Source organism: Comamonas sp. FUJ_7, from assembly GCF_057369555.1.
Genome location: NZ_JBXXZI010000002.1, coordinates 256,108 through 281,299, shown reverse-complemented (window position 1 = coordinate 281,299; position 25,192 = coordinate 256,108). Strand labels below are relative to the sequence as shown.

The following is a 25,192-nucleotide window of genomic DNA, read 5'->3' as shown; positions in this document are numbered from 1 at the left end:
ACCATGGATACCTCCGAGAGCACAAACGCCTTGCCGACTACAGCCCCTGCCGCAGACAAAGACGATGCCAATATCGCCAGCATTGCGCGCCAGGCTATCGTCGACGAAAAGCGCGATGTGTTTGGTTATGAGCTGTTCGACCGCTCGGTTGCGCACAACGCGCATACCGCTGCCTCGGATGCAGCGATGCTGTTCAATGCCCTGTCCTACGCCGGTGCCGAAGCCTTGGTGGGCAAGAAGACGGTCTTCATCAACTGCACGCATGACAGTCTCAGCGGTGGCCACCTGGAGCTGATCCACCCCGACCGAATGGTGCTCGAAGTCCCGGCCCTGCCCGCCGATGCCACGCCCCAGGACATCGAGGCCTGCGTGCCCACTTTTGAAGCCCTGCGCCAGCGCGGCTTTCGCCTGGCGTTTGACCAGAACCTGCTGCGCCGCAACTATGCGTCTTGGCTGCCCATGGCCTCTTTCGTCAAGCTGGACATGCAGAGCTTTGCCATCGAGCATGCAGAAAAGCTGGTGAAGTTTGCCCAGTCCTACACCCGCTCGCAGGTTGTGGCCGAAAAGGTGGAAACTGCCGAGCAGTTCGAGCACATGCAAAGCCTGGGCGTCAAGCTGTTCCAGGGCTACTGGTTCGCCCAGCCCCAACTGGTTCAGGCACGCACCATTCGCCCCACGCAGACCACCATCATCCAGCTCATCAATCTGGTGCGCCAGCAGGCCAGCACGGAAGAAATTGAAGAGCTGCTCAAGAAGGACCCCACGCTGTCCTTTAACCTGTTGCGCTTCATCAACAGCTCAGGCTTTGGCCTTTCCTGCGAGATCACCTCGTTTCGCCATGCGGTGATGATTCTGGGTCTCAAGAAGCTGTTCCGCTGGGCGGCCTTGCTGCTGACGACTTCGCGCTCCGGCGGCACACCGCCAGCCGTGGGCCAGACCGCCGTGGTGCGTGGGCGCCTGATGGAGCTGCTGACCGCCGAGATGTTGCCCCCCGAAGAATCCGACCACGCCTTTGTGGTGGGCGTGTTCTCGCTGCTCGACGTGATGCTGGGCCAGCCCATGACCAAGGCGCTGGAAGCCGTGGCCCTGCCCCAGTCCGTCGTGGATGCGCTGGTGCATAACAAGGGCGTATTCGCGCCCTTCCTCGAGCTGACGCGCGCCTGCGAGTCTGGCGACGAAGCGGCTTTTGCCAATGCGGCCAATGCACTGCAACTGTCCAACCACCAGGTCAACTGGGCGCACCTGCAGGCCTTGAGCTGGGCCGACAATCTGATCAGCGAATCAGCCTGAGCGGCCTGTACTCAAGCCAAACACTATTAATTAGAGAGCTGCTTTCACACAAAAACAAAGGGCTTGCGGTATTAATGACCGCAAGCCCTTTGTCCTGCAAGCTCCAGGCGCTATGGTTTTATGGCTTAGTTGGTCTGAATCTTGGCAGCCTTGATGATCTGGGCATTGGCCTTGGACTCTGCCTCGATCTGCTTGGCAAAGTCTGCCGCTTTGCCGCCGGTAGGCACATTGTCGGTGGCTTCCAATCGCTGACGCATCTCGGGCAACGCCAGGGCCTTGTTGACCTCGGCATTCAGACGGGCCAGCACAGGAGCAGGCACGCCAGCAGGGGCAAAGATGCCGAACACCGACGTGGTGTTGGCATTCTTGTAGCCCAGCTCGGCCAGTGTCGGCACCTGGGGCAGCGAATCCAGACGCGCAGGAGCGCCCACCGCCAGTGCGTGGAACTTGCCTGCCTTGATGTGCTGCATCACGGCAGGGCCGGCATTGGTGGAGAGCACCTCGAACTGCGCGCTCAAGCCGTCGTTGAGCTGCTGGCCACCGCCCTTGTAAGGCACATGGGTGATCTGGGTCTTGGACTGATCTGCAATCTGCTCCAGCATGATGTGGCCCAGAGAAGCCAGACCCGCCGTGGCCCAGCGCACATCGCCAGGATGTGCCTTGGCCTGGGTCAGCAGCTCGGGAAAGCTCTTGGCGGCCAGACGGGTCGTTCCCAGCAGCAGCACAGGCGAATACATGACGCTGACCACGGGAGTGATGTCCTTGTGCGGATCGAACAGTGGCTTGCCCAGGTGGGGGCTCAGCGTCAGCGGGCTGATGGAAGAAAAGCCCAAGGTATAACCATCGGGATTGGCCTTGGCGACCTGATCAAGGCCGATGGCACCGCCTGCTCCCGCCTTGTTCTCGATCACCACCGACTGACCCAGCGCAGCCGTCAGCTTTTCACCCAGAGCGCGGGCTACCACATCGCTCACACCCCCGGCAGGATAGGACACCACCAGACGAATGGGGCGGCTAGGCCAAGCGGAATCGGCCTTGTCGGCGGCCTGAGCATTCAAAGACAAAGCGGCAGGCAGCACGGCGGCCAGAGCACAGGTCAGTACGCTGCGGCGAAAAAAGTTAGTCATCACTCGAAATCCAAAAATCAAGACCTGCATTTTTGACCAAACAGAATGCCCTATTCGACTTGAGCGTCGTTTCGACGATTGAGCGCAACAAAAACAGCACTCTGAAAACGATAGTTATCAAATAGACCAAAGATTTACCGCCTTCCACCTTCAGCCTGCCTGGACTGCATGGCGGCACATCTTGCCCGGCCAGCAGCTAGACTGCTGCCATCACCACAGAGAAAGCACACCATGGCAGATCAAAAAACTGTTTCGCGTCGCGCCCTGTTGATGCAAAGCGGTGCCGCTGGCGCCGCACTGGGCGCCATGGCACTGCCCGGTACGGCGGCAGCCACCCGCAAGGCATCCCGCCCCTGCGTGCTCGACGGCCTTCAGCCCGTGATGCTGACCATCAGCGGCCCTGGAGTACAGGCCAATCGAGGCAAGCCACAGGCTGTGGCCGACCGCATGCTGAAAATGCACGGCTACCAGTTCGAGAGCGCATGGTCCTGCGGCATGGATGCCCTCAACAGCCTCGAGCAGCACTCCGTCAAGACACAGCTGGAATACGACGAAGCCGAACACAGCCTGCAAGGGCCGCTGCTCGAACATGTTCTGCAAGCTTGCGGCATCGACATGGGGCAGGCCATGGCACAAGGCCTGCAGTTGACGCTGCAAGGCATTGATGGCTACCGCACACAGATGCCTCTGGCTCAGGCCGTGCGCTGGCGCATGCTGATTGCCACACAGCTGGACGGCATTCCGCTGGCGGTGGGCGGCGTAGGCCCGCTGTGGGCTATTTTTGCCCCCCAGCACATTGAAGAGCTGCGGAACCTGCCCCTCAAGCAGCGCTACCCTGCGGCAGTCTGGGGGCTGTACTACCTGCAGCTTGCCGCACCTGCAGCCTGATCACCCCCTTGGATGATGCTCTGCGTGCAGCGCCTTGAGGCGCTCACGCGCCACATGGGTGTAGATGGTGGTGGTGGAAATATCAGCATGACCCAGCAGCATCTGCACCACACGCAGATCGGCCCCGTGGTTGAGCAAATGCGTAGCAAACGCGTGGCGCAGCGTGTGCGGTGACAGGGGCGAGGTAATGCCTGCCAGCTGCGCACACTTCTTGACGATGACCCAGAACATCACCCTGCTCATGCCCGCTCCGCGCTGGGTCACAAACACCTCTTCGGCCTGCTGCCCCCCCAGAATGACGCTGCGCGCCTGCGCCAGATAGCGCTCCAGCCAGTGCTGTGCTTCCTGACCAAAGGGCACCAGCCGCTCTTTGCGGCCCTTGCCGGTGACGCGCAGCACGCCAGCGCGCAGGTCCAGCTCGTGCATGCGCACGCCCACCAGCTCGCTCACGCGCAGGCCGCTGGCATACATCAACTCCAGCATGGCGCGGTCGCGCAGGCCCAGTGGGGTATCCACATCCGGCGCGTTCAGCAACGCCTCCACCTGATGCTGCGTCAGCACCTTGGGCATACGCGGTGCCTGCTTGGCCGCCAGCATGCGCACCGTGGGGTCAGCCGCTACGCGCTTTTCTCGCAGCGCCCAGTGAAAGTAGCGGCGCAGCACCGTCAGGCGCCGGTTCGATGAGGTGGCTTTGGTGTCGTCCACCCGCGCGCTGAAATAGTCCTGCAAGTCAGATTCCTGCGCCTCATCCAGCGCTTTGGCAGGCTCGAGCTTGGCCAGCCAGCGCGATGCTGCCGTGAGATCACGCCGGTAGGCCGCCAGCGTGTTGCGCGAGAGGCCATCCTCCAGCAGCAAGGCATCTATGAATAAATCCATAGCATCCTGGCTGGCGGGCAAGGGCTGGGGCCAATCCTCGGGAATCTGCGGCTTGCGTGTTTTTTTCGGGGCTTCTGACATGGCCGCTAGCGTACACGCTGACGCTGCTACCATGGCCCGCCATGCTTTCTACTCTTGCCATTGCCAACTACCGCAGCCTGCGCCGCCTGGTCATGCCGCTGGGCCGCCTGACCGTAGTCACCGGCCCCAATGGCAGCGGCAAAAGCAGCGTCTATAAATCGCTGCGCCTGCTGGGCGATATTGCCTATGGCGGCGCCGTGCAGTCACTGGTGCGCGAAGGCGGCCTGCCCTCCACGCTCTGGGCCGGGCCCGAAGAAATCACGGCTGCCATGCGCCGGGGCGACTATCCCGTGCAAGGCACGGTGCGCAAAAAGACCGAGCGCTTGGAGCTGGGCTTTGCCAGCCAAGGCTGGGATGGCTTGAGCTATGCGATTACGCTGGGCCGCCCCGCGCCCAGCAGCGTGCCTGCGCCTTTTGCGCAAGACCCCGAGATCAAATCAGAAGCCGTGTGGGCCGGTGCCGTGCGCCGTCCCTCCAGCCTGCTGGTAGAGCGCAAAGGCCCTGCGCTAAAGCTGCGCAGCGACGGCGGTGGCCGCGCCAGCTGGCAGACGTTGGAGCGTCCTGTGGCCCGCTGGGCCAGCATGATGACCGAACTGGTAGACCCGCGTGGTGCGCCCGAGATCATTACGCTGCGCGAGGAAATCCGCGCCTGGCGCTTTTACGACCATTTCCGCACCGATGCCGATGCCCCGGCGCGCCAGCCGCAGCTGGGCTGCTATACGCCTGTGCTCAGCGGCGATGGCCACGATATGGCGGCTGCGCTGCTAACCATTGGGCAAATTGGCGATAACGACGCGCTGCAGCAAGCCGTGGGGGATGCGTTTTCGGGCGCCAGTCTCAGCATTGCGAGCGAGGGCAATCGCCTTATCGTCCAAATGCACCAGCCCGGTCTGCTGCGCCCCTTGAGCGCGGCAGAGCTGTCGGATGGCACGCTGCGCTACCTGCTGCTGATTGCCGCCCTGCTCAGCCCGCGCCCGCCGCAGCTGCTGGTGCTGAACGAGCCTGAAACCAGTTTGCACCCTGATCTGCTGCCAGCGCTGGGCCGCCTTATCACCCAGGCCGCGCGTCAGACCCAGGTGATTGTGGTCACCCACGCCAACCGTTTGCTCAATGCGCTAGAGGATGCGCAGTTCGATCACAGCGCACCAGAAAACGTGGATGAGAACGATGACACGACCATGCAGCGCTGGCAGCCGATTCATCTGGAAAAAGAGCTGGGTGAGACCCGCATCGCCAACCTGAGCGAGCGCGAGCTGCCACGCTGGGAATGGCTTGAAGCCTGAAAGAAAACAAACCCAAAGGCTTTCTCAGGCACTTTGGGCTTGCGGTTAGCGCTTCTAATTCAGAAGCACATCGAGTGTAGGACTGAACTTAATCCAGCGTCAGCTTCTGCTTGGCCACCACCTGCTTGTAGGTTTCGTACTCGTCCTTGAGTTCCTTGGCGAACTCAGCCGTAGAGTTACCAACCACCAGCGAGCCGGTGTCTTCAATGCGCTTCTTCACCGCGGGGTCCTGCAGTACCTTCTTTACAGCGGCATTGATCTTGTCGACCACAGCTTTGTCCATGCCCTTGGGGCCCAGAATGCCGTAAGAAGCCATGCGGTTGACCTGCTCCATGCCCACCTCCTTGAAGGTAGGTACATCGGGCAGCACGGCCAGACGCTGGGGCGCCGCCACGGCCACGGCCTTGAGGCGGCCATCCTTGATGAAGGGCAGAGCCGAGGGCAGGTTGTCCAGAATCATGGGAATCTGGCCGGCAACCGCGTCATTGAGCGCCGGGCCTGCGCCGCGGTAGGGCACGTGGGTCATGTCAATGCCCGTCAGCGACTTGTACAGCTCCATCAGCATGTGCTGAATGCCACCCGTACCGGACGAGCCGTAGGAGTACTTGCCGGGATGCGCCTTGAGCTCAGCCTCGAACGCCTTGTAATTGGCTGCACCGGGGAACTTGGGGTTCACGGCGATCACATTGGGCGTGGCCGCAATATTGATGATGGGCGTGAAGTCCGTCAGCGGGTTGTAGGGGGTCTTGGGGTTGATGGCCGGGTTGGTGGCCATGGTCGACAGCGTGGAGATGCCCAAGCTGTAGCCATCAGGCTTTTGGCGCGAAGTCTCCAGTGCGCCAATCACGCCGCCACCGCCGCCCTTGTTGTCGACGATGACGGGCTGGCCCAGCTCCTTGCCCAGCGGATCGGCAATCACGCGCGCAATGATGTCGGTCGTGCCGCCTGCCGCAAAAGGCACCAGCAGCTTGATGGGCTTGGTGGGGTAGTTGGCTTGAGCCATCACTGCACCGGAAAAGCCTGCAGTGGCCAGAGCCAGGGTCAGGCCCATATACATACGACGCTTCATGAAGGGGTCTCCTTATGAGTTCTGAAATTGAGCGCTGATAGTAAGTGCCGCGAAAAACACTACACATTCTTGTTAGCCCTGATTTCTAAGTGATTACCCTAGGCTCTCGCAAATTTGTTGAACCGCGTCAAGGTTCAACCTGAATCGGCGACCTGTCGACAGTAAGCGCTAATCCGCAAAAAAAATCGGTGACAGCTTTCCTTCAGCAATCACCACTACGCCCCTATGCTTGCGGTCCGTGAACTATCTCGAACTGCTTTTCCCCGACTTCGCGCTCATCGTGCTCGGTTATGTGCTGTGCCGCTTCACGCCCATCAACCGCAGCATCTGGCAGCCGGTAGAGCAACTGGTGTACTACCTGCTGTTTCCGGTGCTGCTGTTTCATTCCATCACGCGCAACCCGATTCAGTGGGGCGAGGCCAGCCAGTTGCTGGCCGCCGGGGTGCTGGGTGGCCTACTGGGCATTGCGCTGACCTACAGCCTGCCGCACCTGCCCTGGCTGGGCAAACGCATAGACACGCGCAGCTATGCGGGCGCGGCACAGGTGGCGTTTCGCTTCAATTCCTTTATCGCGCTGGCGCTGGTCTCGCGCCTGGCGGGGCCCGATGGGCTGCTCTATGTCTCGGTGCTGATTGGCGTGTCCGTGCCGCTGTTCAATGTGGCCGCGGTCTGGCCCATGTCACGCGGCAGCGGCCAGCCGTTTGTGGGGCAGTTGCTGCGCAACCCGCTCATCATCGCCACCATCAGTGCCCTGCTGTTCAATGCAGCGGGACTAAAGATTCCCGCTTTGATCGAAACGCCTGTAGCCCGACTGGGCGCCGCCTCCATCGCGCTGGGGCTGATGGCTGCCGGTGCGGGCCTCAAGCTCAGCGCGCTGGCTAGCAACAAGCTGCTGGCGGGCGAGTTGCTGCTGATTCGCCATGCCATTCAGCCGCTGATCGCCTTTGCCATGGTCAAGATCTTCAAGCTCAACCAGCCACAAGCCATCGCGCTCATGGCGTTCTCCAGCCTGCCGACGGCATCGTCCTGCTATGTGCTGGCCGTGCGCATGGGCTATGAGGGCTCTTTTGTGGCCAGCCTGATTTCGCTGTCCACCATGCTGGGGGGGCTCAGCCTGCCGTTCGGACTCTGGCTGATCGGAATTTAATTTTGATAGCTGCAAGCGCTTTCTGCATAAGCGCTTGAGGCCAATTTCATTCAAAATCAGCCACGCTGCGCCAGCGCCCAAGCCACATGCTCGGCCACCAGAGAATCGGGATGATCGGCCCGGCTTTGCAGCGCGGCCTTCAACTCAGGGTTGCCGGTTTCACGCCAGGCATTCCCCAGGGCCACGGCCACATTGCGCAACCAGCGCGCATGACCTATGCGACGAATCGGGCTGCCTTCAGTCACGCGCAGGAACGTAGCTTCGTCCCAGGCAAAGAAGTGCACCAGCTGCGTTCCCGCCAGCCCGGCTCGGGTATCAAAGTCCGGCAGCGTGCTGGGATGGGCAAACTTGTTCCAGGGGCAGGCCAGCTGGCAGTCATCGCAGCCATAAATGCGGTTGGCCAGGAGCGGGCGCATGTCTTCGGGAATACTGCCTGCATGCTCGATGGTCAGGTAAGAGACACAGCGCCGTGCATCCACCCGGTGCGGCGCAATGATGGCGCCCGTAGGGCAGGCATCCATGCAGGACGAGCAACTGCCGCAATGCGCGGTGATGGCTTCGGTAGCCTCCAGCGCAAAGTCCACATAGATTTCGCCCAGAAAGAACATGGAGCCCGCATCCCGATTGAGCACCAGCGTGTGCTTGCCGCGCCAGCCCTGACCGCTGCGGCTCGCCAGCTCGGCCTCCAGCACCGGGGCGGAGTCGGTGAATGCCCGGTGACCGAACGGGCCGATCTCCTGCGCAATGCGCTCGGCCAGCTTCTGCAGACGGCTGCGCAGCACCTTGTGATAGTCCCGCCCCCGCGCATAGACGGAGACAATGCCTTCATCGGGCCGCTTGAGACGATCCCATTCCACGGCCTGCCAACCTTTGGGCGTATCGCGCGGCAGATAATCCATGCGCGCGGTGATCACGCTCACGGTTCCGGGAACTAATTCGGCAGGACGGGCTCGTTTCAAACCATGGGCCTGCATGTAATGCATCTCGCCATGAAACCCCTGCTCCAACCATTGCAGCAAGCCGGGTTCTGCCGAAGACAAATCCACGGCCGCCACGCCGATTTGGGAAAATCCCAGCTCGCGAGCCCAGGCTTGCATCAAAGGAATCAATTGACTGCTGCTCAACATACTCCCCGAATTGTAGGAAGCGAGCCCATGCAAGCGCTGGCGCAGCGCCAGATAGTCTGGCGCGATGAACAAGATACCGAGTGCTTTGCCCGGCAACTGGCTGCCCTGCCCCAGCTGCGCAACGCGTATGTCACCCTGCATGGCGACCTGGGCGCAGGCAAGACCACCCTGGTGCGCCATTGGCTGCGCGCTTTAGGTGTTCAAGGCCGCATCAAAAGCCCCACCTATGCCGTGGTAGAGCCGCACGAGGCCGGCGAGCTGTCCATCTGGCACTTTGACTTCTACCGCTTTGACGATCCGCGAGAGTGGGAAGATGCGGGTTTTCGGGACATTTTTGCAAGCAGCGGACTCAAGCTGGCAGAATGGCCCGAGAAGGCCGCAGCGGTTACACCTGTTGCGGATATAGCTATCCATATTGAAGCAGTTGACGATGTGCAGCGGCAGGTGACGCTCAAGGCAGCCACCCCCGCTGGCTGCACGGTGCTTGAAGCATTGACGGCATGAGCAAAACAACTTCCAACACAGTTTCTCCAGGGCTGTCACGCCGCAACCTGCTGCAGGCAGGCGGCGTGGTTCTGCTGCTGGGCCGCCAGCATATTGCGCAGGGTGCCACCATCGTGGCCGTACGCGTCTGGCCCGCTCCCGACTATTCACGCGTCACGCTGGAATCCGATATTCCGCTGACGGCCAAGCCCGTGTTTGTTCCCAGTCCTCCGCGCCTGGCGGTGGACGTCGAAGGCCTGGACCTGAACCCGGCACTCAAGGAGCTGGTGGCCAAGGTCCGCGCCGACGATCCCAATATCGCCAGCATTCGTGTGGGTCAGTTTGCCCCCGGCGTAGTGCGCCTGGTGATCGACCTGAAGCAGGAGGCCCGTCCTCAGGTCTTCACACTGCAGCCGATTGCCCCCTACAAACACCGTCTGGTGCTGGACTTGTACCCTGCCAAGGCCGTGGATCCGCTGGAAGCCCTGATCAGTGACCGTCTGCGCGATGTCCGCAGCCCGGCAGCGGCAACAGCTCCATTGCCCCCTCCTGTAAGCACACCAGAGTCAGCTGTCATTGCCGCCACGCCCGATGCAGACCCTCTTGGCGACTTGATTGCCCAGCACCACCAGCGCCCGCCAGCAACAGCACCTACGCCAGCACCGGCAGTGATTGCACAGGCTCCTGCTCCCGTAACTGCACCGCCCCCCCCTCCACCGGCTCCTGCGCCCGCGCCAAGGCCCGCACCTGCGCCAGCACCCAATATCGCAACCTCACGCAGCACCGACCGCATCATCATCGTGGCTCTGGATCCCGGCCATGGCGGCGAGGACCCCGGCGCCATTGGCCCCAGCGGCCTGCGCGAGAAAGATGTGGTGCTTAAGATCGCCCACCTGCTGCGCGAGCGCATCAACAACTCGCGCATCGGTGGCAGTCCCATGCGAGCCTTCATGACGCGGGATGCTGACTTTTTCGTTCCCCTGGCCACGCGCGTGGAAAAAGCACGCCGCGTGCAAGCCGATTTGTTCATCAGCATTCACGCAGATGCCTTCACTACCCCGTCAGCACGTGGTGCCAGCGTGTTTGCCCTCAGTGAACGCGGCGCTTCCAGTACAGCCGCACGCTGGCTGGCCAACAAGGAGAATCAAGCGGACTTGGTCGGCGGCCTGAACGTGGGTGGCCTGCAAGACCGCCATGTGCAGCGCATGCTGCTGGACATGAGCACCACCGCACAGATCAAAGACAGCCTCAAGCTCGGCACCTCGCTGCTAGGCGAGATCGGCTCCATGGCCAAGCTGCACAAGGCCCGTGTCGAGCAGGCCGGCTTTGCCGTGCTCAAGGCCCCCGATATCCCCAGCGTGCTGGTAGAAACCGCCTTCATCAGCAACCCGCAGGAAGAGGCGAAGCTGGCATCCGCCGCTTATCGCGAGCAACTGGCTGATGCTTTGATGACGGGCATTCGCAAGTACTTCGCCCACAATCCGCCACTGGCGCGCAGCCGCTCGGTCTAGTGCCACGACACTGAAGCGCTCACGGCCAAGCAGGCCGCAGGACATCAATCTTGCTGCTTTCTGCAAGGTGTCAGACACCGCCAAGCCTGCACGACAAAGGCTTGGCTCAATCTCCTACCTGTGTGCAGCAGCGGCGCAGGCAACATCACACCATGTTCTTTGCCTACTGCCTCAAGGCAGCTAATCAGGAGAGATTCATGAAACTGCGAACCCTTGTAATCAGCGCTTCGGCAGCCTTCACACTTGCCATGGCAGGCTGCTCCACTTCCCCCACCAACGCGCAGGTCGGCACCGGTGTTGGCGCCGTTGCCGGTGGTGTCGTCGGCAACGCGGTATTTGGCGGCACGCTTGGCACCGTAGGCGGTGCGGCCGCAGGTGCCTTGATCGGCAACGAAGTGGGCAAACGCCAGTAGGCTTTTTCACTCAATGCGGGACACAAGTGCCCAGCAAAAAGCCCCGGCATGCCGGGGCTTTTTCATGCCTCAAACAAGGCTGTAGCGCTTACTGAGAGCGCCCAATGTGCTATGCATTTGCAAATCATACTGCCTTGGCTTTCTCAGCCTTTCCGGCACGCCAGGCACCAAAAATGGCGATCAGGCCAGGCACCAGAATCAGGCCCCAAATGATCTTCTCCAGGTTGTTCTTGACCCACTCCATATTGCCGAAGAAGTATCCCGCTGCGCTGATTCCCACGACCCAGAGTACAGCCCCCACCACATTGAACATGGTGAACTTGGCACGATTCATATGCGCCACTCCGGCGACAAAGGGAGCAAAGGTGCGGATGAAGGGCATGAAGCGCGCCAGGATGATGGTCACACCGCCGTAGCGCTCATAAAAGCTGTGGGCTTGGTCAAATGCCTTACGGTTGAACCAGCGGGAGTCCTCCCACTGGAACACCTTGGGGCCCAGATAGCGACCAATCGTGTAATTGCTCTGGTCGCCCAGAATGGCAGCAGCCAGCAGCACGACTACGGCCAGCGGGTAGCTCATATAGCCGGCCCCGCACAGTGCGCCGACGATGAACATCAGCGAGTCACCGGGCAGGAAAGGCATGACGACCACACCGGTTTCTACAAACACGATGATGAACAAAAGGGCATACACCCAGGGCCCGTAGGCTACGACAAAGGCTTCCAGATGCTTGTCGATATGCAGGATGAAGTCGATCAGAAACTGAATGATTTCCAAAACACAGTCCTCAAAAATAGGATTGACATACCAGCGTATGCCGGCCAGTAATGTACTGCGCTGCGCAAAGCCCACAGAGGCTCCATTCCTTGCTGCTCAGCCATGTTTTGGGGATCAGACTCACAGCTGCTTGCAGGCAGCAACAACCACAGCCAGCTTTGCGTTTTTTGTTACAAGTTTTGATAAAACTAAACGTCAACAATACGTCAGCTTGCCATTTCTGCTGGCACAGTAGAGCCATGTCACCGCAAGCCGTGCATTGCAGTCATGACATTGGCCTCGGCCCACACCATCCAGCGTCTGTCCCTTCTGTCCGGAAGAGAGTCTGCAAGGATGTGATCGCTTCCCATAACTAGCACGACGAGAGGAATACCAATATGCAAAAGAACACGATTCGCTATGGCAAGGCTTTGACGCTGGCTGCAGCCTTGGTCGGCGCACTGGCACTGGGTGGCTGCGCTCACGGCCCCAGCCGTCAGCAAGTCGGCATTGGCGCCGGTGCCGTAGCTGGCGGCGCAGTGGGCAACGTGCTGTTCGGCGGCCCGGTGGGCACCATCGGCGGCGCAGCTGCCGGCGCGCTGATCGGCAACGAAATGACCCGAGGTGGTCGCGGCCACGGTCATCGTCACCGCCACTAAAACCCCATTGCTGCGCGAGCAGCATGCGCTCAAAAGCTGCCTGAGATGACCCAGGCAGCTTTTTGCTTTAGGGCCCGCAAAAAACGCACTTTCCAGCCAACTTGCGCTGCCGCCTAGAATGCTTTCCGTGAACGCATCCAGCCCCGAACTCTCCCCCGCCTCCTCCGAAACCAATGCCCAGACTGACGCCTCTGCGCGCCGGCCGATTCGCGACCTGCCCGATGAGCTGATCAGCCAGATCGCTGCAGGCGAGGTAGTCGAGCGCCCCGCTTCGGTGGTGCGCGAGCTGGTGGACAACGCCCTGGACTCTGGTGCGCGCCAGATCAATGTGCGCCTGTTGGCCGGTGGTGTGCGTCTGATTGCGGTGGAGGACGACGGCTGCGGCATTCCCCAGGCCGAGCTGCCCGTGGCCCTGCGCCGCCATGCCACCAGCAAGATCACCGATCTGCACGACCTGGAAACCGTGGCCACCATGGGTTTTCGCGGTGAGGCCCTGGCTGCCATTGCCTCCGTTTCGGAAACCTCCATCTTCTCGCGCCCGGCTGGACAGGAGTCCGCCTTCTTGCTCGATGCCCGCAGCGGCGAACTGCGCCCCGCTGCGCGCAATCAGGGCACTACCGTCGAGGTCAAGGAGCTGTTTTTCTCCACCCCCGCCCGACGCAAGTTTTTGAAAACCGATGCCACGGAGCTGGCGCATTGCATTGAGTCCGTGCGCCGCCATGCGCTGGCTCGACCCGACGTGGGCTTTGCCATCTGGCATGAAGGCAAGCTGGTCGAGCAATGGCGAGCTGCCAGCGGCGCCCCCAATGAAGCCATCTCCAGCCGCCTGGCCGATGTGCTCGGCGACAAGTTTGTCGCCAACTCCGTCGCTGTCGATCACTGGTCCGGCGCTGTGCATGTCACAGGCCGCGCCGGCATCCCCGATGCTGCTCGTTCGCGCCCCGACCAGCAGTTCTGCTATGTCAATGGCCGCTTTGTGCGCGACAAGGTTCTGACCCACGCCGCGCGCTCCGCCTACGAAGACATTCTTCACGGCAACAAGCAGCCGATTTACGCTCTCTATATCGAGATCGACCCGGCACGCGTGGACGTCAACGTGCACCCCACCAAGATTGAGGTGCGCTTTCGTGACAGCCGCGAAGTGCACCAGGCCGTGCGCCATGCGATTGAAAATGCGCTGGCCACGCCGCGCGCTGCTGCCGTGGTCGAAGCTGCAGCTCAAGAAGCGGCTCAGGATGCCGCACGCCAGCCCGAGCTGAGTGACAGTGACGGCAGCGGCTTGATAGCGACCGCCCCCGCTGGGCCCAGAGCTGCAGCAGCTCCCGCCTGGCCACAAACCCGCATGAGTTTTGGTGAGCCTGCCGTGGGCAACCCTGTAAGCGATCTGGCCAAGCTCTGGGAGCCCATGCGCAGCAACGCTGCCGTGCCTGCATCTTCCCCCGAAGCCAAGCCGCAAGCAGAGGCCGCCGATTCTGCCCCTGCTGTTGCCACACCGACGCCCACACCCGCTACCGCCGAACTCAGCCTCGGCCAAAACGGCACGATTACCAACACCACGGCCATCCCCAGCCCCGTACCGCTGCCTGAAGGGCCTGAAGGCGAAGGCATCAAGTTGCGCCCCTCAGGTCAATCCAGCTACTTTCAGCGAAAAGTACCGGCAGCACAGGTACAAGAAGCACCAGCTGCTATAGAAACCGTAGTGAGTACCGTACAGCAGCCTGCTTCAGCACCCACTGCAACAACAACGGCCGCAGCCAGCACAAATACCACCCCCGTCTGGCCACTGGGCCGCGCCGTGGCGCAGTTGCATGGTGTCTATATCCTGGCCGAAAACTCGCAGGGCATGGTCATCGTGGACATGCATGCCGCCCATGAGCGCATCGTCTATGAACAGCTCAAGAACGCCATCAACACCAAGGATGCCGAGCAGCACCTGCCCAGCCAGCCGCTGCTGATCCCGGCCACTTTTGCCGCCACGCCTGAAGAGGTCGCCACGGCCGAAGCCCATGCCGAAACCTTGCAGGCACTGGGCATGGAAGTCTCCCCCTTCTCACCCAAGACGCTGGCTGTACGCGCCGTGCCTGCCACGCTGGCACAAGGCGATGCCGTGGAGCTGGCGCGCAGCGTACTGGCCGAGCTGGCCCAGCATGACGCCAGCACCGTGGTGCAACGCGCTCGCAACGAGATTCTGGCCACCATGGCCTGCCACGGTGCCGTGCGCGCCAACCGCAAGCTCACGCTGGACGAGATGAATGCCCTGCTGCGCCAAATGGAGACCACCGAGCGCTCCGACCAGTGCAACCATGGCCGCCCCACCTGGCGCCAGCTCAGCATGAAGGAGCTGGACGCGCTGTTCCTGCGCGGCCGCTGATACGATTGCTATTAAATTAAAAGCTGCATGCGCCTGACAATCAATGAACTCAGATACTTTTCTATCTAAGTTCATTGAGGAGCAAGGGCTTGCAGCTCCTCAATATTCATTGTTGCCTGCGCAAACGACAGTGCGCTGAGCTGCGCTCGCCCTGAGCTCGGCTCCAGATCTTGCTCGCTGATGGCAGTGCATACCGGACTGTCTGCCTTGCCAATGACTGCTCAAAGCATTGAGTCGGCCCAGATAGTGCCTTTCACAAGCGCTATTCACATCGCCATTCAATTCGCATGACTTCGCATATTGCGATGGCTCTGATACATGGGCATCCGGTGCCTGCACAGGCTTTGTGGATTTGGCAAGGTTCAGCACTTGCACCAATGGCTCCAGCCGTTTTTCCTTTCAGGCGATGAACAATCTGGCTGGCGCTCGCCTGCTCTCATGTCGCTGAGAAATCAGAAAAAGCACGGCTTCACTTTCTCAATTTTGGGCATGCATGCACCAGATCTGGATCCTCATGCACCAAACATATGCATAAAGGCATAACTTTTTGGCATAATCTTTCCATCGCGAGTTTCAGCGCATCCTTGTCTTAGTCAGAAAGTTCTCTATGAAGTACGAGTCCGTAGGCCAGTTCCTGGAAGAAGTGGCACAACGCAACCCCGGCCAGCCCGAATTCCTGCAAGCCGTCACCGAGGTGATGGAAAGCCTGTGGCCCTTCATCGAGAAAAACCCCAAGTACGCTGAACACGCCCTGCTGGAGCGTCTGGTCGAGCCCGAGCGCATCATCCAGTTCCGCGTGAGCTGGACGGACGACAAGGGCCAGGTGCAAGTCAACCGCGGCTTCCGCATTCAGCACAGCATGGCTATCGGTCCCTTCAAGGGCGGCCTGCGCTTTCACCCCTCGGTCAACCAGTCCGTCCTGAAGTTCCTAGCTTTCGAGCAGACCTTCAAGAACGCGTTGACCACGCTGCCCATGGGCGGCGGCAAGGGCGGCTCCGACTTCGACCCCAAGGGCAAGAGCCCTGCCGAAGTCATGCGCTTTTGCCAGGCTTTCGTCACCGAGCTGTTCCGTCACGTCGGCCCCGACACCGATGTGCCCGCTGGTGATATCGGCGTGGGTGGCCGTGAAGTGGGCTACATGGCCGGCATGTACAAGAAGCTGTCGAACACGGCCGCTTCCGTGTTCACCGGCAAGGGCCTGGCCTTTGGCGGCTCACTGATCCGCCCCGAAGCCACCGGCTACGGCACCGTGTACTTTGCCCGCGAAATGCTGGCCACCCGCGGCCAGTCGTTTGAAGGCAAGACCGTGTCCGTGTCCGGCTCGGGCAACGTGGCGCAGTACGCCGTTGAAAAGGCCATGCAGCTGGGTGCCAAGGTCGTAAGCGTCTCCGACTCTTCGGGCACAGCCTACGATGCCGCCGGTTTCACCCCCGAGAAGCTGGCCATCCTGATGGATGTGAAGAACAACAAGTACGGCCGCGTCAGCGACTACGCCAAGCTGGTGTCCGGCGTGGAATTCCTGGCCGGCAAGTGCCCCTGGTCCATCAAGGTGGACGTGGCCCTGCCTTGCGCTACGCAAAACGAGCTGAACGAAGCCGATGCCAAGCAACTCATCGCCAACGGCGTGCTGTGCGTGGCTGAAGGTGCCAACATGCCTTCTACCAACGAAGCTGCCAAGGCCTTCGAAGCCGCTGGCGTGCTCTACGCCCCCGGCAAGGCCTCCAACGCCGGCGGCGTGGCCACATCCGGCCTGGAAATGTCGCAGAACGCGGCCCGTCTGTCCTGGCCTGCTGAAGAAGTGGATGCCCGCCTGCTGCAGATCATGCAAAACATTCACGCCGCCTGCGTCAAGCACGGCAAGCGCGAAGACGGCACAGTGAGCTACATCGACGGTGCCAATATCGCCGGCTTTGTGAAGGTGGCCGATGCCATGCTGGCACAAGGTGTGATCTAAGCCTTGCGGCTCTCATGACTCGCGAAAAGGCCCTTCGGGGCCTTTTTCATGGCTGCAGCGCCTCCAAGAACACTGCGATACTCAAGACGACACACTCTTTGCGACCGTATTCCCCTTCCATCTACTGATGCGAAAACCACTGTTTTCTCTCATCACCGCTGCGTCCATGATGCTTGCCACCTCTTACGGCTGGGCCCAAGCTCTGCCTCAAGTCGAAGCTTTTTCCACCGCCGTCGAACAAGCCGATACGGCGAAGGTGCGCGCCTTTCTCCAGCAAGAGCCTCGCCTGGCCCTTGCACGCACGGCTGACGGCTGGCCTGTATTTCTGCAACAAGCCATGTTCTTCACACCCGAGATCCTGAGTCTTTTCATGGCGAACGGTGCCGATCCGAACATTCGCAACAGCGCCGGAGAGACCTTGCTGCATCACCTGGCCGAGCCTGAATCCATCCGGCATTTGCTGGCAGCCGGCGCAGACATCGAAGCGCGCGACCATAAAGGCTGGACGCCGCTGATGAGTCATGCCACCGACGAAACCACGGGCCCAGATGCCATCTATACCTTGCTGGCAGAAGGTGCTGATCCAGGCGCCATAGGACACAGAGGGGAAACCGCAGCCACTCTCCTTCCTCAGGGCAAGCGCTTCGATCAGATCAGAAAGGCAATGCTAAAAAAAGTGCAGCAGAAGCACCCATAAAAGCCTGACCCGGGAGGCCAAAAATCCATTGCCTGCTCAAGCTTGTCGCGATCTGACTCAAACCGCTCAAATGCAAAAACCTGTGCAGATCCAGCAGATATACCGCCAGCATCTGCAAAAACCACGGGCTTACCCTAGGATTCGCGACATTCCTGCATCAGTCATACCGTCTGATGAACCGCTCTTCAGTGCCCGGTAACGCCGGGCACTTTGCATTTGTAATTACCCATGACTGCTATGAAGCACTGGCGCCTGCTAGCGGCCAGCAGCACGGCTTTGACCGCGCTGATTGCCCCCTCTCTGTCCCAAGCCCAGCAGGCGCCCAATGGGGCGCTGCAAATCTATGGCCGCCTCAACACCTCGATCGAAAGCTCCAAGATCAAAGGCCAGTCCTCCGTCAAGGGGCTGCAGAACAACGAATCCTTCTGGGGTCTGCGCGGCCAGGAGGATCTGGGCGGCGGCCTGCAAGCCGGCTTTATTCTGGAGCACGGCTTTGAGCTGGATACCGGCGCCAACACCGATGCCAATTACTTCAACCGCAAGAGTGAAGTAAACCTGTCGGGCCGCTTCGGCATGCTGCGCATGGGGCGCATGATCAGCGAGTCCTACTACGCCACGGCCGACGTGGTGAACATGCACAACTTTGACACCGGCAGCTCGGCCGATGCACTCTATGCATGGGTCTCTAACGGCGCCAACCATGTGTCATGGAAGCTGCCTGAATACAAGGGCTTGACGGTGGAGCTGGGAAGCAGCCTGCACGAGAAGCAGACCGAGCCTCAAAAAAATGCCTGGGATATTGCTGCCAACTATGAGCTGGGCGACGTGACGCTGGGCCTTGGCCACAACCGCTGGGGCGAAGCCGAACAAACCACGCTGCGCGCCACCTACACCACCGGCCCCTGGACACTGGCCGGCTACTACCAGCACAGCCGTGGCTGGGATCAGGCCAACTATCAGGTTGATAGCAGCTACGGTACGCGCCATATGGGCCGCATGGCCATTCAATATGAAGATGGCCCCAGCGAATACCACCTCAACGTCGGCTATGCCGGCAAGGTGGGCGGCGAAGCCGGCACCCAGGCTCTGCAGTGGACACTGGCCTATAACTACAACTTCAGCCAACGCACCAAGCTGTACGCGCTCTACACCCGCGTCAACAACCATGGGCGTGCCAGCTATCTGACGGGCGAGCAAGGCGTGGGCTTTAGCTCCATTGCTGTGGGCATGCGCCACTACTTCTAAGTCAGGCTGGGCTTTCATGCCTGTGTCACAGGAGGTCCCTAATCTGGCCTCTTGTTTTTTCAGGAGAAAGCCAAAATGGAACGCCGCCACTTTCTGGGTCACGGTCTGACTGCCAGCGCCATTGTTTCCGGCGCAGGCCTGCTGCCCGCCGTATTGCGTGCCCAGACTGCACCCGCAGCCATCACTCGTGACAGTGCCCGTGCGCTGCTGACTTCTGGCGTGCAAAGCGGTGATGTCACGGCCAATAGCGCCATCATCTGGGCCCGCGCCAGCCGCGAGGCCCGCATGTGGCTGGAATGGAGCACCACTGCCAGCTTTGCCAACCCCACGCGCTTGCGCGGCCCCGACTTGCTGAGCAGCTCCGACGGCACGGGCCGCATTGAGTTGCAAGGTCTGCCCGCTGGGCAGGACATTTTTTATCGCGTTGCGCTGGAGGACTTCTCCAGTGCCAACACGCGCTCGCCCTTTGTACAAGGCCATCTGCGCACTCCGCTGGCCTCCAATGGCCCGGCCAGCAAGCCGTTTCGCATGGTCTGGAGCGGGGACACCGCCGGTCAGGGCTTTGGTATCAACGAGGCCTTTGGCGGAATGCGCATTTATGAGCAGATGCGCAAGCTCAACCCCGATGTCTTCCTGCACAGCGGCGACACGATTTATGCCGATGGTCCCATTCCCGCCGAAGTGCCGCTTCGCGACGGCTCGGTCTGGAAGAACATCGTCACGCCCGAAGTCTCCAAGGTTGCAGAAACTCTCAACGAGTTCCGGGGCCGCTACCGCTACAACCTCATGGATGCCAATGTGCGCGCCCTGGGCAGCGAGGTTGCGCAGATCTGGCAGTGGGATGACCACGAAGTCACCAACAACTATTCCGATAGCAAGGACCTGAGCAACAACAAGGCCTACACCGAGAAAAACATTCAGCTGCTGGCCGCCCGCGGTCAGCGCGCCTTCATGGAATATGCGCCCATGCGCACCTATGGCGCAGCCGAGCACCAGCGCATTTACCGTGTGCTGCCGCAAGGCCCGCTGGCCGATATCTTTGTGCTGGACATGCGCAGCTATCGCGGCCCCAACACCCACAACCTGCAGACCACGGAAAGCGCAGAGACGGCCTTCTTTGGCAGACCACAGCTGGAATGGCTGATCGAGGGTCTCAAGCAAAGCAAGGCCACCTGGAAGCTGATTGCCGCCGACATGCCGCTGGGCCTGTTTGTGCCCGATGGCAAGGATGCGCAAGGCCGCCCCGTATGGGAAGCCGTGGCCAATGGCGAGCACGGCAGCCCCAAGGGGCGCGAGCTGGAGCTAGCCCGCTTGCTCAAGGGCATCAAGGATGCAGGCATCAAGAACGTGGTCTGGCTGACGGCGGACGTGCACTACACCGCCGCCCACCACTACAGCCCTGACCGCGCCCAGTTTCAGGACTTTGACCCCTTCTGGGAGTTTGTCTCCGGCCCGCTCAACGCCGGTGGCTTTGGCCCCAACGATGCCGACAAGACCTTTGGTCTGGACGTGGTCTACAGCAAGGCTGCGCCCCACCAGAACTCTGCCCCCAGCGAGGGCTACCAGTTCTTCGGCCAGGTCGACATCGACCACCGCAGCAAGGCGCTGACCGTGGTGCTCAAGGACCTGGACGGAAAGTCGCTCTACACCAAGACGCTGGAGCCGCAATCCGCCTGATACCGGCCTAGGGCAGCCCCCATCACTGCTGCCAGCCGGCACACAGTAAAAGAGACAGGTTTTAACCTGTCTCTTTTTTGCCTGGGAGGTCCTCATGCCAGTCACGTATCGCGCCAGCTTTTCTGCCCTGCTGTGTACCAGCGCTTTCATGCTGTTCAGCCAAAGCGCCTTGGCGCAGGCCAGCGGCCTCTCGCGCACCATGGTGGGCAAGGCCGATGTCTCCGTGCCCGGACGCGAAGCCGTGGTCGCCAAGGTAGAGGTCGCCCCGGGATCGCGTGCGGGCCGCCACACCCATCCCGGTGACGAGATCAGCTACATCAGCGAAGGCGAGGTGGATTTGCTCATTGACGGCCAGCCGCCACGCACCATCAAGGCCGGTGAGTCCTTTGTCGTGCCAGCCGGTGTGGTGCATGACGCTCACAACGCCAGCAACAGCACCGTCAAGCTCATTGGCGTTTATGTGGTCGAGAAAGGCAAACCGCTGGCCACGCCTGCGCCTTGAGTTCAGCCATCACGGGCGCCGTCACGCTCTTTTCACAAAACAAAAGGCCGCAGTGCGAGGCTGCGGCTTTTTGTTGGGAGTTTCTTTGTACGATCTGCGGACCATGAAGCACTTCATCACCGCCCTGCTGCTCGGTGCCTCCAGCACCTTGAGCCTTGCCGCATCCCCTACACCGGCCGCAACGCAAGAGATCGAGCATCTGATTGCCCACCTCAAAGCCTCGGGTTGCGAGTTTCAGCGCAATGGCAGCTGGTATGACAGCATCAAGGCCGCCGAGCATCTGCGGGGCAAATACGACTATCTGCTCAAAAAGGGCTGGGTAGCGACCGCCGAAGACTTCATCGCCCGCGCTGCTGCGGAAAGCAGCATGAGCCACAAGCCCTATCAGGTGCGCTGCGCAGGCAAGGAAGCCGAGCCCAGCGCCAGCTGGCTGCAGGCCGAACTCAAGCGCTGGCGCAGCAGCCAGTAACGGCTTCAGCCTGCGCGCTTGACGGCTGCGTCGCACCAGCGCTGCGCCACCTGGGGCGAAGTGCTGCACACCGCATCATGCGTCACCGTGGTCACGGCGCGCTCCAGCAGTTGAATGTCCGCCTCATGCTGGCGTGCCACATGCGGGTCTTCAAAAAAGATGGCGCGATGGCAACGCTTTTCCAGCACCAGATCGGCAATCTGCGCATCGCCTCCCAGCGGGCCGCTGTTGTAGCGGTCCACCCAGGGCTTGTCGGCTGGCCAGCCCTTGCTCCAGGCCATCTCGTTGAGTTTCTGGCCCGTGGTGCCCGTGCCCACGCGGCGGCGGTAGCGGCTGAGCAAATCAAAGTTGCGCGCCGCAAAGTCCAGCATGGTGGGCTTCATGGCATCGTGCGCAATCAGCGCCAGCGTCTGGTTTTCATAGTCGTGATAGCGATCGGCATTGCGGTCACGTGTCAGGCCCGCGTGAATGCGCTCCATCTCGATCCAGTCGCGCGTGGAAGCCACGGTGGAGAGAAAAGGCTTGCCGTGAATCACGCACTGGCGCTTCAAGGCCAGCGCTTCGGGGAAGATGGAGGAAGGGTCCACCGGGTCCATCAGGTAGATAGCGCCATCCAGCGTGCGCTCATCGCCCTCCATGCCCACGACTTCAGCCACCAGTCTCATCAGCCCTCCTTCGCGGCCATAGGGGTAGCGCACCAGACCTTTGTAACCCTGCAGCATGCTGGCCGCCGTGATGGCGTCATAGGTGCGGCCTACGGTATGAAAGCCCAGCTTGAGCTCCCGAATCCCGGCTTCGCAGGCGCGCAGCAGGGCAAACAGCGCAGCATCCTCGGTTTGGTGATGGAGTTTGTTGGCCGCAAGACCCAGACAGATCGACATAGTGAACACATCCTTCAAACAGGCCTCAAACGCACGCAAACCCTGCACAAGCAGCTATGAATTTGCGGTTTGAAGCAACCTCCAAGAATATCGCCAATTCAAGTGCTCCAAATGACGGGAAGCGGTTTGAACTGTTACACAGCATGAAGGCTTGACGGGTCACCAGGCCAGAACCCGCTCACGCCCGCAAAAGTAGACACGCGCCTGGTGCGCATTCATGCACGGGTGCCATCGTCACATACTGTCCCAGCAGTGCGCAGTTGCCAGCGCTTGTTCTGCTAGTGTGAGCGACTATGCCTGTGCCGCCCGCTCTCAATTCCAATAAAAATACCGCCCCAGCCATTGATGCAAAAGGGCAAGCAGCTCCTGAATCTGCAGCATTCATCATCCTCACCCTGGGCCTGCTGCTGGGTTTACAGCCGCTGGCCACCGACCTCTACCTGCCCGCCCTGCCGCAGTTGCAGCAGGGCTTTGCGGCGCATGTCTCGCAGACCCAACTCACCCTCACCGTTTTTTTGCTGGCCTTTGGCTGCTCGCAAATTTTCTGGGGTCCTCTGTCTGACCGACTGGGCCGTCGCCCCGTCTTGCTGATGGGCGTTACCGGCTATGTGGTGGGCGCACTGGGTTGCGCCAGTGCCCAAAGCATGGAGACCTTGATTGCCTGGCGCAGCCTGCAGGGTGCGGCACTGGGAGCCGGTGTGATGTGCGCACGCGCCGTGGTGCGCGATCTCTACGCCCCGCATCTGGGTGCGCAAGTGATGTCCAAGGCGCTGACGGGCCTTGGCGTGCTGGCTTTTCTGGCCCCCATCAGCGGCAGTTTGCTCGTGGGCTGGCTGGGCTGGCGCTCCACCATGCTGGCCCAGGCCTTCATGGGTTGCATGGCCTGGCTGCTGGTGCTGCTGCGCTTCAAGGAGTCGATTCCCCTGCGCAACCCGCAGGCGCTGCAAGCGGGCAATCTGCTGCGCACCTGGTCACGCATTGTGCGCAACCCCATGTTCCAGGCCTACAACCTGCTGACCTGCTTCAGCTATGCCGGCCTGTTCACCAATCTGGCAGCCTCTTCATTCACCTATATCAACGTGCTTCACATGGACCGCACACAGTATGGATTGATGATGGGTGGCAATGCCCTGTGCTACATCGCAGGCACCTTTGCCTGCCGCCGCCTGCTGCGCAGCATGAGCGTGCAACGTGCAGTCGCCGTCGCAGGCTGCCTGTCGCTGACTGCTGGCTCCATCATGGGCATGTCCGCCCTGGCTGATCTGCGCAGCATCTGGGCCTATGCACTGCCTTTTTGCCTGTACCAGATTGCTCACGGCATTCATATGCCCTGCGGGCAAAGCAATGCCATTGCCACCTTCCCCCAAGCAGCAGGAACGGCATCCGCCATCAATGGCTTTGTGATGATGATCGTTGCCTTCGCCATGGGTCACTGGCTGGGCCTGCATCTGGATGCGGACTCCACTGCGCCGCTGGCTTTGGGCATCTGGTTCTGGTCTGTCTGCACCGCACTCACGGCATGGACTCTCGTTCAGCGTTTTGGCCAGCTCAAGAGCCCATCTTGCAATAAAGATATTTAGGTTATTTAAAAACCAGTTTTTATTATTTTTCTTTTTAAGTGATTTTTTTGAGAATGGCAGCACTGGCGAAAACGCCGCACTTCTGTGATCTCCTGCCATGCATTCACGTCGCTCTTTTCTGCACAGCTCCCTGCTTGCTACCAGCGCAGCTGGTTTCTCTCTGACTTCTCTGGCCAAAGTATCCGAAGGCCTTGGCGTGCCACAAGCCAGCCGCATTCTGGTGGGCTTTGGGGCCGGCGGCGGCATCGACCTGCTGGCGCGTGTTCTGGCCGAAAACATTGCCCCACAACTGGGCAAGAGCCACTATGTGGTGGTGGATAACAAGCCCGGCGCCAATGGCCAGATTGCCGCACAAACCTTGCTCAACGCCCCCAGTGACGGAGGCACCTATCTCATTGCACCGCTGATCACACCCGTGCTCTCGCAGATCGTCTACAAAAAGCCGGGTTACGACCCGGCTCGAGACTTTTCCCCCGTCGGTCTGCTCGCCCATTTTCAGTTCGGTCTGGCCGTCCCTGCGAAGCACCCTGCGCACACTATTCGGGAATATGTAGCCTGGCTCAAGGCCCATCCCGATAAAGCCAACTTTGGCAGCCCCGCTGTGGGCAGCCTGCCCCATTTCTTCGGTCTGCTGCTAGGCGAGGCCGCTGGCGTCAACATCGTGCATGTCCCCTACAAGGGGGGGCCTGCCATGATGACGGACCTGATCAGCGGCCAGCTAGCCTCAGCCATCCAGAGCACCAGCGAACTGGCGCCACTACACAAAGAGGGCAAGGTACGCATTCTGGGGACCTTTGGCAGCCAGCGCACGCAGGATCTACCGGATGTACCCACCTTTGCTGAGGCGGGCTATCCCAAAGCCACTGGCAGCGGCTGGTACAGCCTGTGGGCCCGCAAAGGAACCTCCCCTGAAGCCATTGCCACCGTAAACCGCGCCGTCAATCACGCTCTGCTCAACCCCAAACTGCAGACCAAATGGGCAGAGCTTTCAATACAGCCTGACCCACGCGCCCCTCAGGAGCTGGAGCAGTTACGCGTGGCCGAAGTAGCCAAATGGCGTCCGGTCATCCTCAACTCCGGCTTTTCCATCGAATAGCAACAATCT

General features: G+C 60.9%; 23 protein-coding genes. 17 read left to right on the top strand and 6 right to left on the bottom strand.

The annotated features are described in order from the left end of the window. Positions 1 to 3: 3 nt before the first annotated feature. Positions 4 to 1,290, top strand: a complete 1,287-nt coding sequence (locus AC2I9W_RS05020) for an EAL and HDOD domain-containing protein (RefSeq protein ID WP_486408929.1) — start codon at positions 4 to 6, stop codon at positions 1,288 to 1,290. A gap of 125 nt (positions 1,291 to 1,415) precedes the next feature. Here the strand turns inward: AC2I9W_RS05020 and AC2I9W_RS05015 are convergent, their stop codons facing one another. Beyond that, positions 1,416 to 2,417, bottom strand: coding sequence for a Bug family tripartite tricarboxylate transporter substrate binding protein (locus tag AC2I9W_RS05015; RefSeq protein WP_486408928.1), 1,002 nt, complete (start codon positions 2,415 to 2,417; stop codon positions 1,416 to 1,418). Positions 2,418 to 2,648: 231 nt separating this feature from the next. On the opposite strand from AC2I9W_RS05015, the gene AC2I9W_RS05010 reads away from it, so the two are divergent. Then, a complete protein-coding gene (locus AC2I9W_RS05010; RefSeq protein WP_486408927.1) occupies positions 2,649 to 3,305 on the top strand; it encodes a Twin-arginine translocation pathway signal in 657 nt (218 codons plus the stop codon). Here AC2I9W_RS05010 and xerD read toward each other — a convergent pair whose 3' ends face one another. Continuing rightward, positions 3,306 to 4,262 carry a site-specific tyrosine recombinase XerD gene (gene xerD / locus AC2I9W_RS05005; RefSeq protein WP_486408926.1) on the bottom strand — a complete coding sequence of 319 codons (957 nt, stop codon included), beginning with the start codon at positions 4,260 to 4,262 and terminating at the stop codon, positions 3,306 to 3,308. Positions 4,263 to 4,303: 41 nt separating this feature from the next. On the opposite strand from xerD, the gene AC2I9W_RS05000 reads away from it, so the two are divergent. Continuing rightward, the gene (locus AC2I9W_RS05000) at positions 4,304 to 5,545 is read left to right on the top strand and encodes an AAA family ATPase (RefSeq protein ID WP_486408925.1); all 1,242 of its coding nucleotides are present in this window, start codon (positions 4,304 to 4,306) and stop codon (positions 5,543 to 5,545) included. A gap of 88 nt (positions 5,546 to 5,633) precedes the next feature. On the opposite strand, the gene AC2I9W_RS04995 is transcribed toward AC2I9W_RS05000, so the two are convergent. Next, positions 5,634 to 6,614, bottom strand: coding sequence for a tripartite tricarboxylate transporter substrate binding protein BugE (locus AC2I9W_RS04995; RefSeq protein ID WP_158390307.1), 981 nt, complete (start codon positions 6,612 to 6,614; stop codon positions 5,634 to 5,636). 238 nt (positions 6,615 to 6,852) lie between these two features. Between AC2I9W_RS04995 and AC2I9W_RS04990 the strand changes: the two genes are divergently transcribed. Next, the gene (locus AC2I9W_RS04990) at positions 6,853 to 7,761 is read left to right on the top strand and encodes an AEC family transporter (protein ID WP_486408924.1); all 909 of its coding nucleotides are present in this window, start codon (positions 6,853 to 6,855) and stop codon (positions 7,759 to 7,761) included. A 56-nt stretch (positions 7,762 to 7,817) separates the two neighbouring features. On the opposite strand, the gene queG is transcribed toward AC2I9W_RS04990, so the two are convergent. Then, entirely contained in the window at positions 7,818 to 8,858 is a 1,041-nt protein-coding gene (gene queG, locus AC2I9W_RS04985) for a tRNA epoxyqueuosine(34) reductase QueG (protein WP_486408923.1), read from the bottom strand. Between the two features lie 12 nt (positions 8,859 to 8,870). Between queG and tsaE the strand changes: the two genes are divergently transcribed. The 3 genes from tsaE to AC2I9W_RS04970 all read left to right on the top strand — a co-directional run bounded on the left by tsaE (position 8,871) and on the right by AC2I9W_RS04970 (position 11,295). Then, on the top strand, positions 8,871 to 9,392 hold the full coding sequence (gene tsaE, locus AC2I9W_RS04980; protein WP_486408922.1) for a tRNA (adenosine(37)-N6)-threonylcarbamoyltransferase complex ATPase subunit type 1 TsaE: 522 nt from the start codon (positions 8,871 to 8,873) through the stop codon (positions 9,390 to 9,392). Further along, the gene (locus AC2I9W_RS04975; protein ID WP_486408921.1) at positions 9,389 to 10,882 is read left to right on the top strand and encodes an N-acetylmuramoyl-L-alanine amidase; all 1,494 of its coding nucleotides are present in this window, start codon (positions 9,389 to 9,391) and stop codon (positions 10,880 to 10,882) included. Before tsaE ends, AC2I9W_RS04975 begins: the two co-directional genes overlap by 4 nt. A gap of 197 nt (positions 10,883 to 11,079) precedes the next feature. Next, positions 11,080 to 11,295, top strand: coding sequence for a glycine zipper 2TM domain-containing protein (locus AC2I9W_RS04970; protein WP_486408920.1), 216 nt, complete (start codon positions 11,080 to 11,082; stop codon positions 11,293 to 11,295). Between the two features lie 124 nt (positions 11,296 to 11,419). On the opposite strand, the gene AC2I9W_RS04965 is transcribed toward AC2I9W_RS04970, so the two are convergent. Further along, a complete protein-coding gene (locus AC2I9W_RS04965; RefSeq protein WP_158390294.1) occupies positions 11,420 to 12,073 on the bottom strand; it encodes a DedA family protein in 654 nt (217 codons plus the stop codon). A 377-nt stretch (positions 12,074 to 12,450) separates the two neighbouring features. Between AC2I9W_RS04965 and AC2I9W_RS04960 the strand changes: the two genes are divergently transcribed. From AC2I9W_RS04960 to AC2I9W_RS04925, 8 genes are all read left to right on the top strand, one after another. After that, a complete protein-coding gene (locus AC2I9W_RS04960; protein ID WP_158390292.1) occupies positions 12,451 to 12,711 on the top strand; it encodes a glycine zipper 2TM domain-containing protein in 261 nt (86 codons plus the stop codon). A gap of 118 nt (positions 12,712 to 12,829) precedes the next feature. Continuing rightward, positions 12,830 to 15,082, top strand: a complete 2,253-nt coding sequence (gene mutL / locus AC2I9W_RS04955; protein WP_486408919.1) for a DNA mismatch repair endonuclease MutL — start codon at positions 12,830 to 12,832, stop codon at positions 15,080 to 15,082. A 607-nt stretch (positions 15,083 to 15,689) separates the two neighbouring features. Then, positions 15,690 to 17,036 carry an NADP-specific glutamate dehydrogenase gene (gdhA, locus tag AC2I9W_RS04950; protein ID WP_486408918.1) on the top strand — a complete coding sequence of 449 codons (1,347 nt, stop codon included), beginning with the start codon at positions 15,690 to 15,692 and terminating at the stop codon, positions 17,034 to 17,036. Between the two features lie 127 nt (positions 17,037 to 17,163). After that, on the top strand, positions 17,164 to 17,733 hold the full coding sequence (locus tag AC2I9W_RS04945; RefSeq protein WP_486408917.1) for an ankyrin repeat domain-containing protein: 570 nt from the start codon (positions 17,164 to 17,166) through the stop codon (positions 17,731 to 17,733). Positions 17,734 to 17,961: 228 nt separating this feature from the next. Then, complete coding sequence (locus tag AC2I9W_RS04940; protein ID WP_486408916.1) at positions 17,962 to 18,978, top strand: porin; 1,017 nt, start codon at positions 17,962 to 17,964, stop codon at positions 18,976 to 18,978. Positions 18,979 to 19,053: 75 nt separating this feature from the next. After that, positions 19,054 to 20,655 carry an alkaline phosphatase D family protein gene (locus tag AC2I9W_RS04935; RefSeq protein ID WP_486408915.1) on the top strand — a complete coding sequence of 534 codons (1,602 nt, stop codon included), beginning with the start codon at positions 19,054 to 19,056 and terminating at the stop codon, positions 20,653 to 20,655. Between the two features lie 94 nt (positions 20,656 to 20,749). Next, positions 20,750 to 21,157, top strand: a complete 408-nt coding sequence (locus AC2I9W_RS04930; RefSeq protein ID WP_486408914.1) for a cupin domain-containing protein — start codon at positions 20,750 to 20,752, stop codon at positions 21,155 to 21,157. Between the two features lie 103 nt (positions 21,158 to 21,260). Further along, positions 21,261 to 21,626, top strand: coding sequence for a YfeK family protein (locus AC2I9W_RS04925; RefSeq protein ID WP_486408913.1), 366 nt, complete (start codon positions 21,261 to 21,263; stop codon positions 21,624 to 21,626). A 5-nt stretch (positions 21,627 to 21,631) separates the two neighbouring features. Here AC2I9W_RS04925 and AC2I9W_RS04920 read toward each other — a convergent pair whose 3' ends face one another. Next, positions 21,632 to 22,507 (bottom strand): methylglyoxal synthase, encoded by an 876-nt coding sequence (locus tag AC2I9W_RS04920; RefSeq protein WP_486408912.1) that lies wholly within the window; start codon positions 22,505 to 22,507, stop codon positions 21,632 to 21,634. Between the two features lie 383 nt (positions 22,508 to 22,890). Here AC2I9W_RS04920 and AC2I9W_RS04915 point away from each other — a divergent pair, with 383 nt between their 5' ends. Together AC2I9W_RS04915 and AC2I9W_RS04910 are read left to right on the top strand one after the other, a co-directional pair. Further along, on the top strand, positions 22,891 to 24,087 hold the full coding sequence (locus tag AC2I9W_RS04915; RefSeq protein ID WP_486409000.1) for a multidrug effflux MFS transporter: 1,197 nt from the start codon (positions 22,891 to 22,893) through the stop codon (positions 24,085 to 24,087). Positions 24,088 to 24,184: 97 nt separating this feature from the next. Then, entirely contained in the window at positions 24,185 to 25,183 is a 999-nt protein-coding gene (locus tag AC2I9W_RS04910) for a tripartite tricarboxylate transporter substrate-binding protein (protein ID WP_486408911.1), read from the top strand. Positions 25,184 to 25,192 lie beyond the last annotated feature (9 nt).

Bases quoted from the DNA above. Each gene is read 5' to 3' on its own strand.
- AC2I9W_RS05020 (WP_486408929.1), top strand. From the start codon at position 4: ATGGATACCTCCGAGAGCACAAACGCCTTGCCGACTACAGCCCCTGCC.
- AC2I9W_RS05015 (WP_486408928.1), bottom strand. From the start codon at position 2,417: ATGACTAACTTTTTTCGCCGCAGCGTACTGACCTGTGCTCTGGCCGCC.
- AC2I9W_RS05010 (WP_486408927.1), top strand. From the start codon at position 2,649: ATGGCAGATCAAAAAACTGTTTCGCGTCGCGCCCTGTTGATGCAAAGC.
- xerD (WP_486408926.1), bottom strand. From the start codon at position 4,262: ATGTCAGAAGCCCCGAAAAAAACACGCAAGCCGCAGATTCCCGAGGAT.
- AC2I9W_RS05000 (WP_486408925.1), top strand. From the start codon at position 4,304: ATGCTTTCTACTCTTGCCATTGCCAACTACCGCAGCCTGCGCCGCCTG.
- AC2I9W_RS04995 (WP_158390307.1), bottom strand. From the start codon at position 6,614: ATGAAGCGTCGTATGTATATGGGCCTGACCCTGGCTCTGGCCACTGCA.
- queG (WP_486408923.1), bottom strand. From the start codon at position 8,858: ATGCAAGCCTGGGCTCGCGAGCTGGGATTTTCCCAAATCGGCGTGGCG.
- AC2I9W_RS04975 (WP_486408921.1), top strand. From the start codon at position 9,389: ATGAGCAAAACAACTTCCAACACAGTTTCTCCAGGGCTGTCACGCCGC.
- AC2I9W_RS04970 (WP_486408920.1), top strand. From the start codon at position 11,080: ATGAAACTGCGAACCCTTGTAATCAGCGCTTCGGCAGCCTTCACACTT.
- AC2I9W_RS04960 (WP_158390292.1), top strand. From the start codon at position 12,451: ATGCAAAAGAACACGATTCGCTATGGCAAGGCTTTGACGCTGGCTGCA.
- mutL (WP_486408919.1), top strand. From the start codon at position 12,830: ATGCTTTCCGTGAACGCATCCAGCCCCGAACTCTCCCCCGCCTCCTCC.
- gdhA (WP_486408918.1), top strand. From the start codon at position 15,690: ATGAAGTACGAGTCCGTAGGCCAGTTCCTGGAAGAAGTGGCACAACGC.
- AC2I9W_RS04945 (WP_486408917.1), top strand. From the start codon at position 17,164: ATGCGAAAACCACTGTTTTCTCTCATCACCGCTGCGTCCATGATGCTT.
- AC2I9W_RS04940 (WP_486408916.1), top strand. From the start codon at position 17,962: ATGACTGCTATGAAGCACTGGCGCCTGCTAGCGGCCAGCAGCACGGCT.
- AC2I9W_RS04935 (WP_486408915.1), top strand. From the start codon at position 19,054: ATGGAACGCCGCCACTTTCTGGGTCACGGTCTGACTGCCAGCGCCATT.
- AC2I9W_RS04930 (WP_486408914.1), top strand. From the start codon at position 20,750: ATGCCAGTCACGTATCGCGCCAGCTTTTCTGCCCTGCTGTGTACCAGC.
- AC2I9W_RS04925 (WP_486408913.1), top strand. From the start codon at position 21,261: ATGAAGCACTTCATCACCGCCCTGCTGCTCGGTGCCTCCAGCACCTTG.
- AC2I9W_RS04920 (WP_486408912.1), bottom strand. From the start codon at position 22,507: ATGTCGATCTGTCTGGGTCTTGCGGCCAACAAACTCCATCACCAAACC.
- AC2I9W_RS04910 (WP_486408911.1), top strand. From the start codon at position 24,185: ATGCATTCACGTCGCTCTTTTCTGCACAGCTCCCTGCTTGCTACCAGC.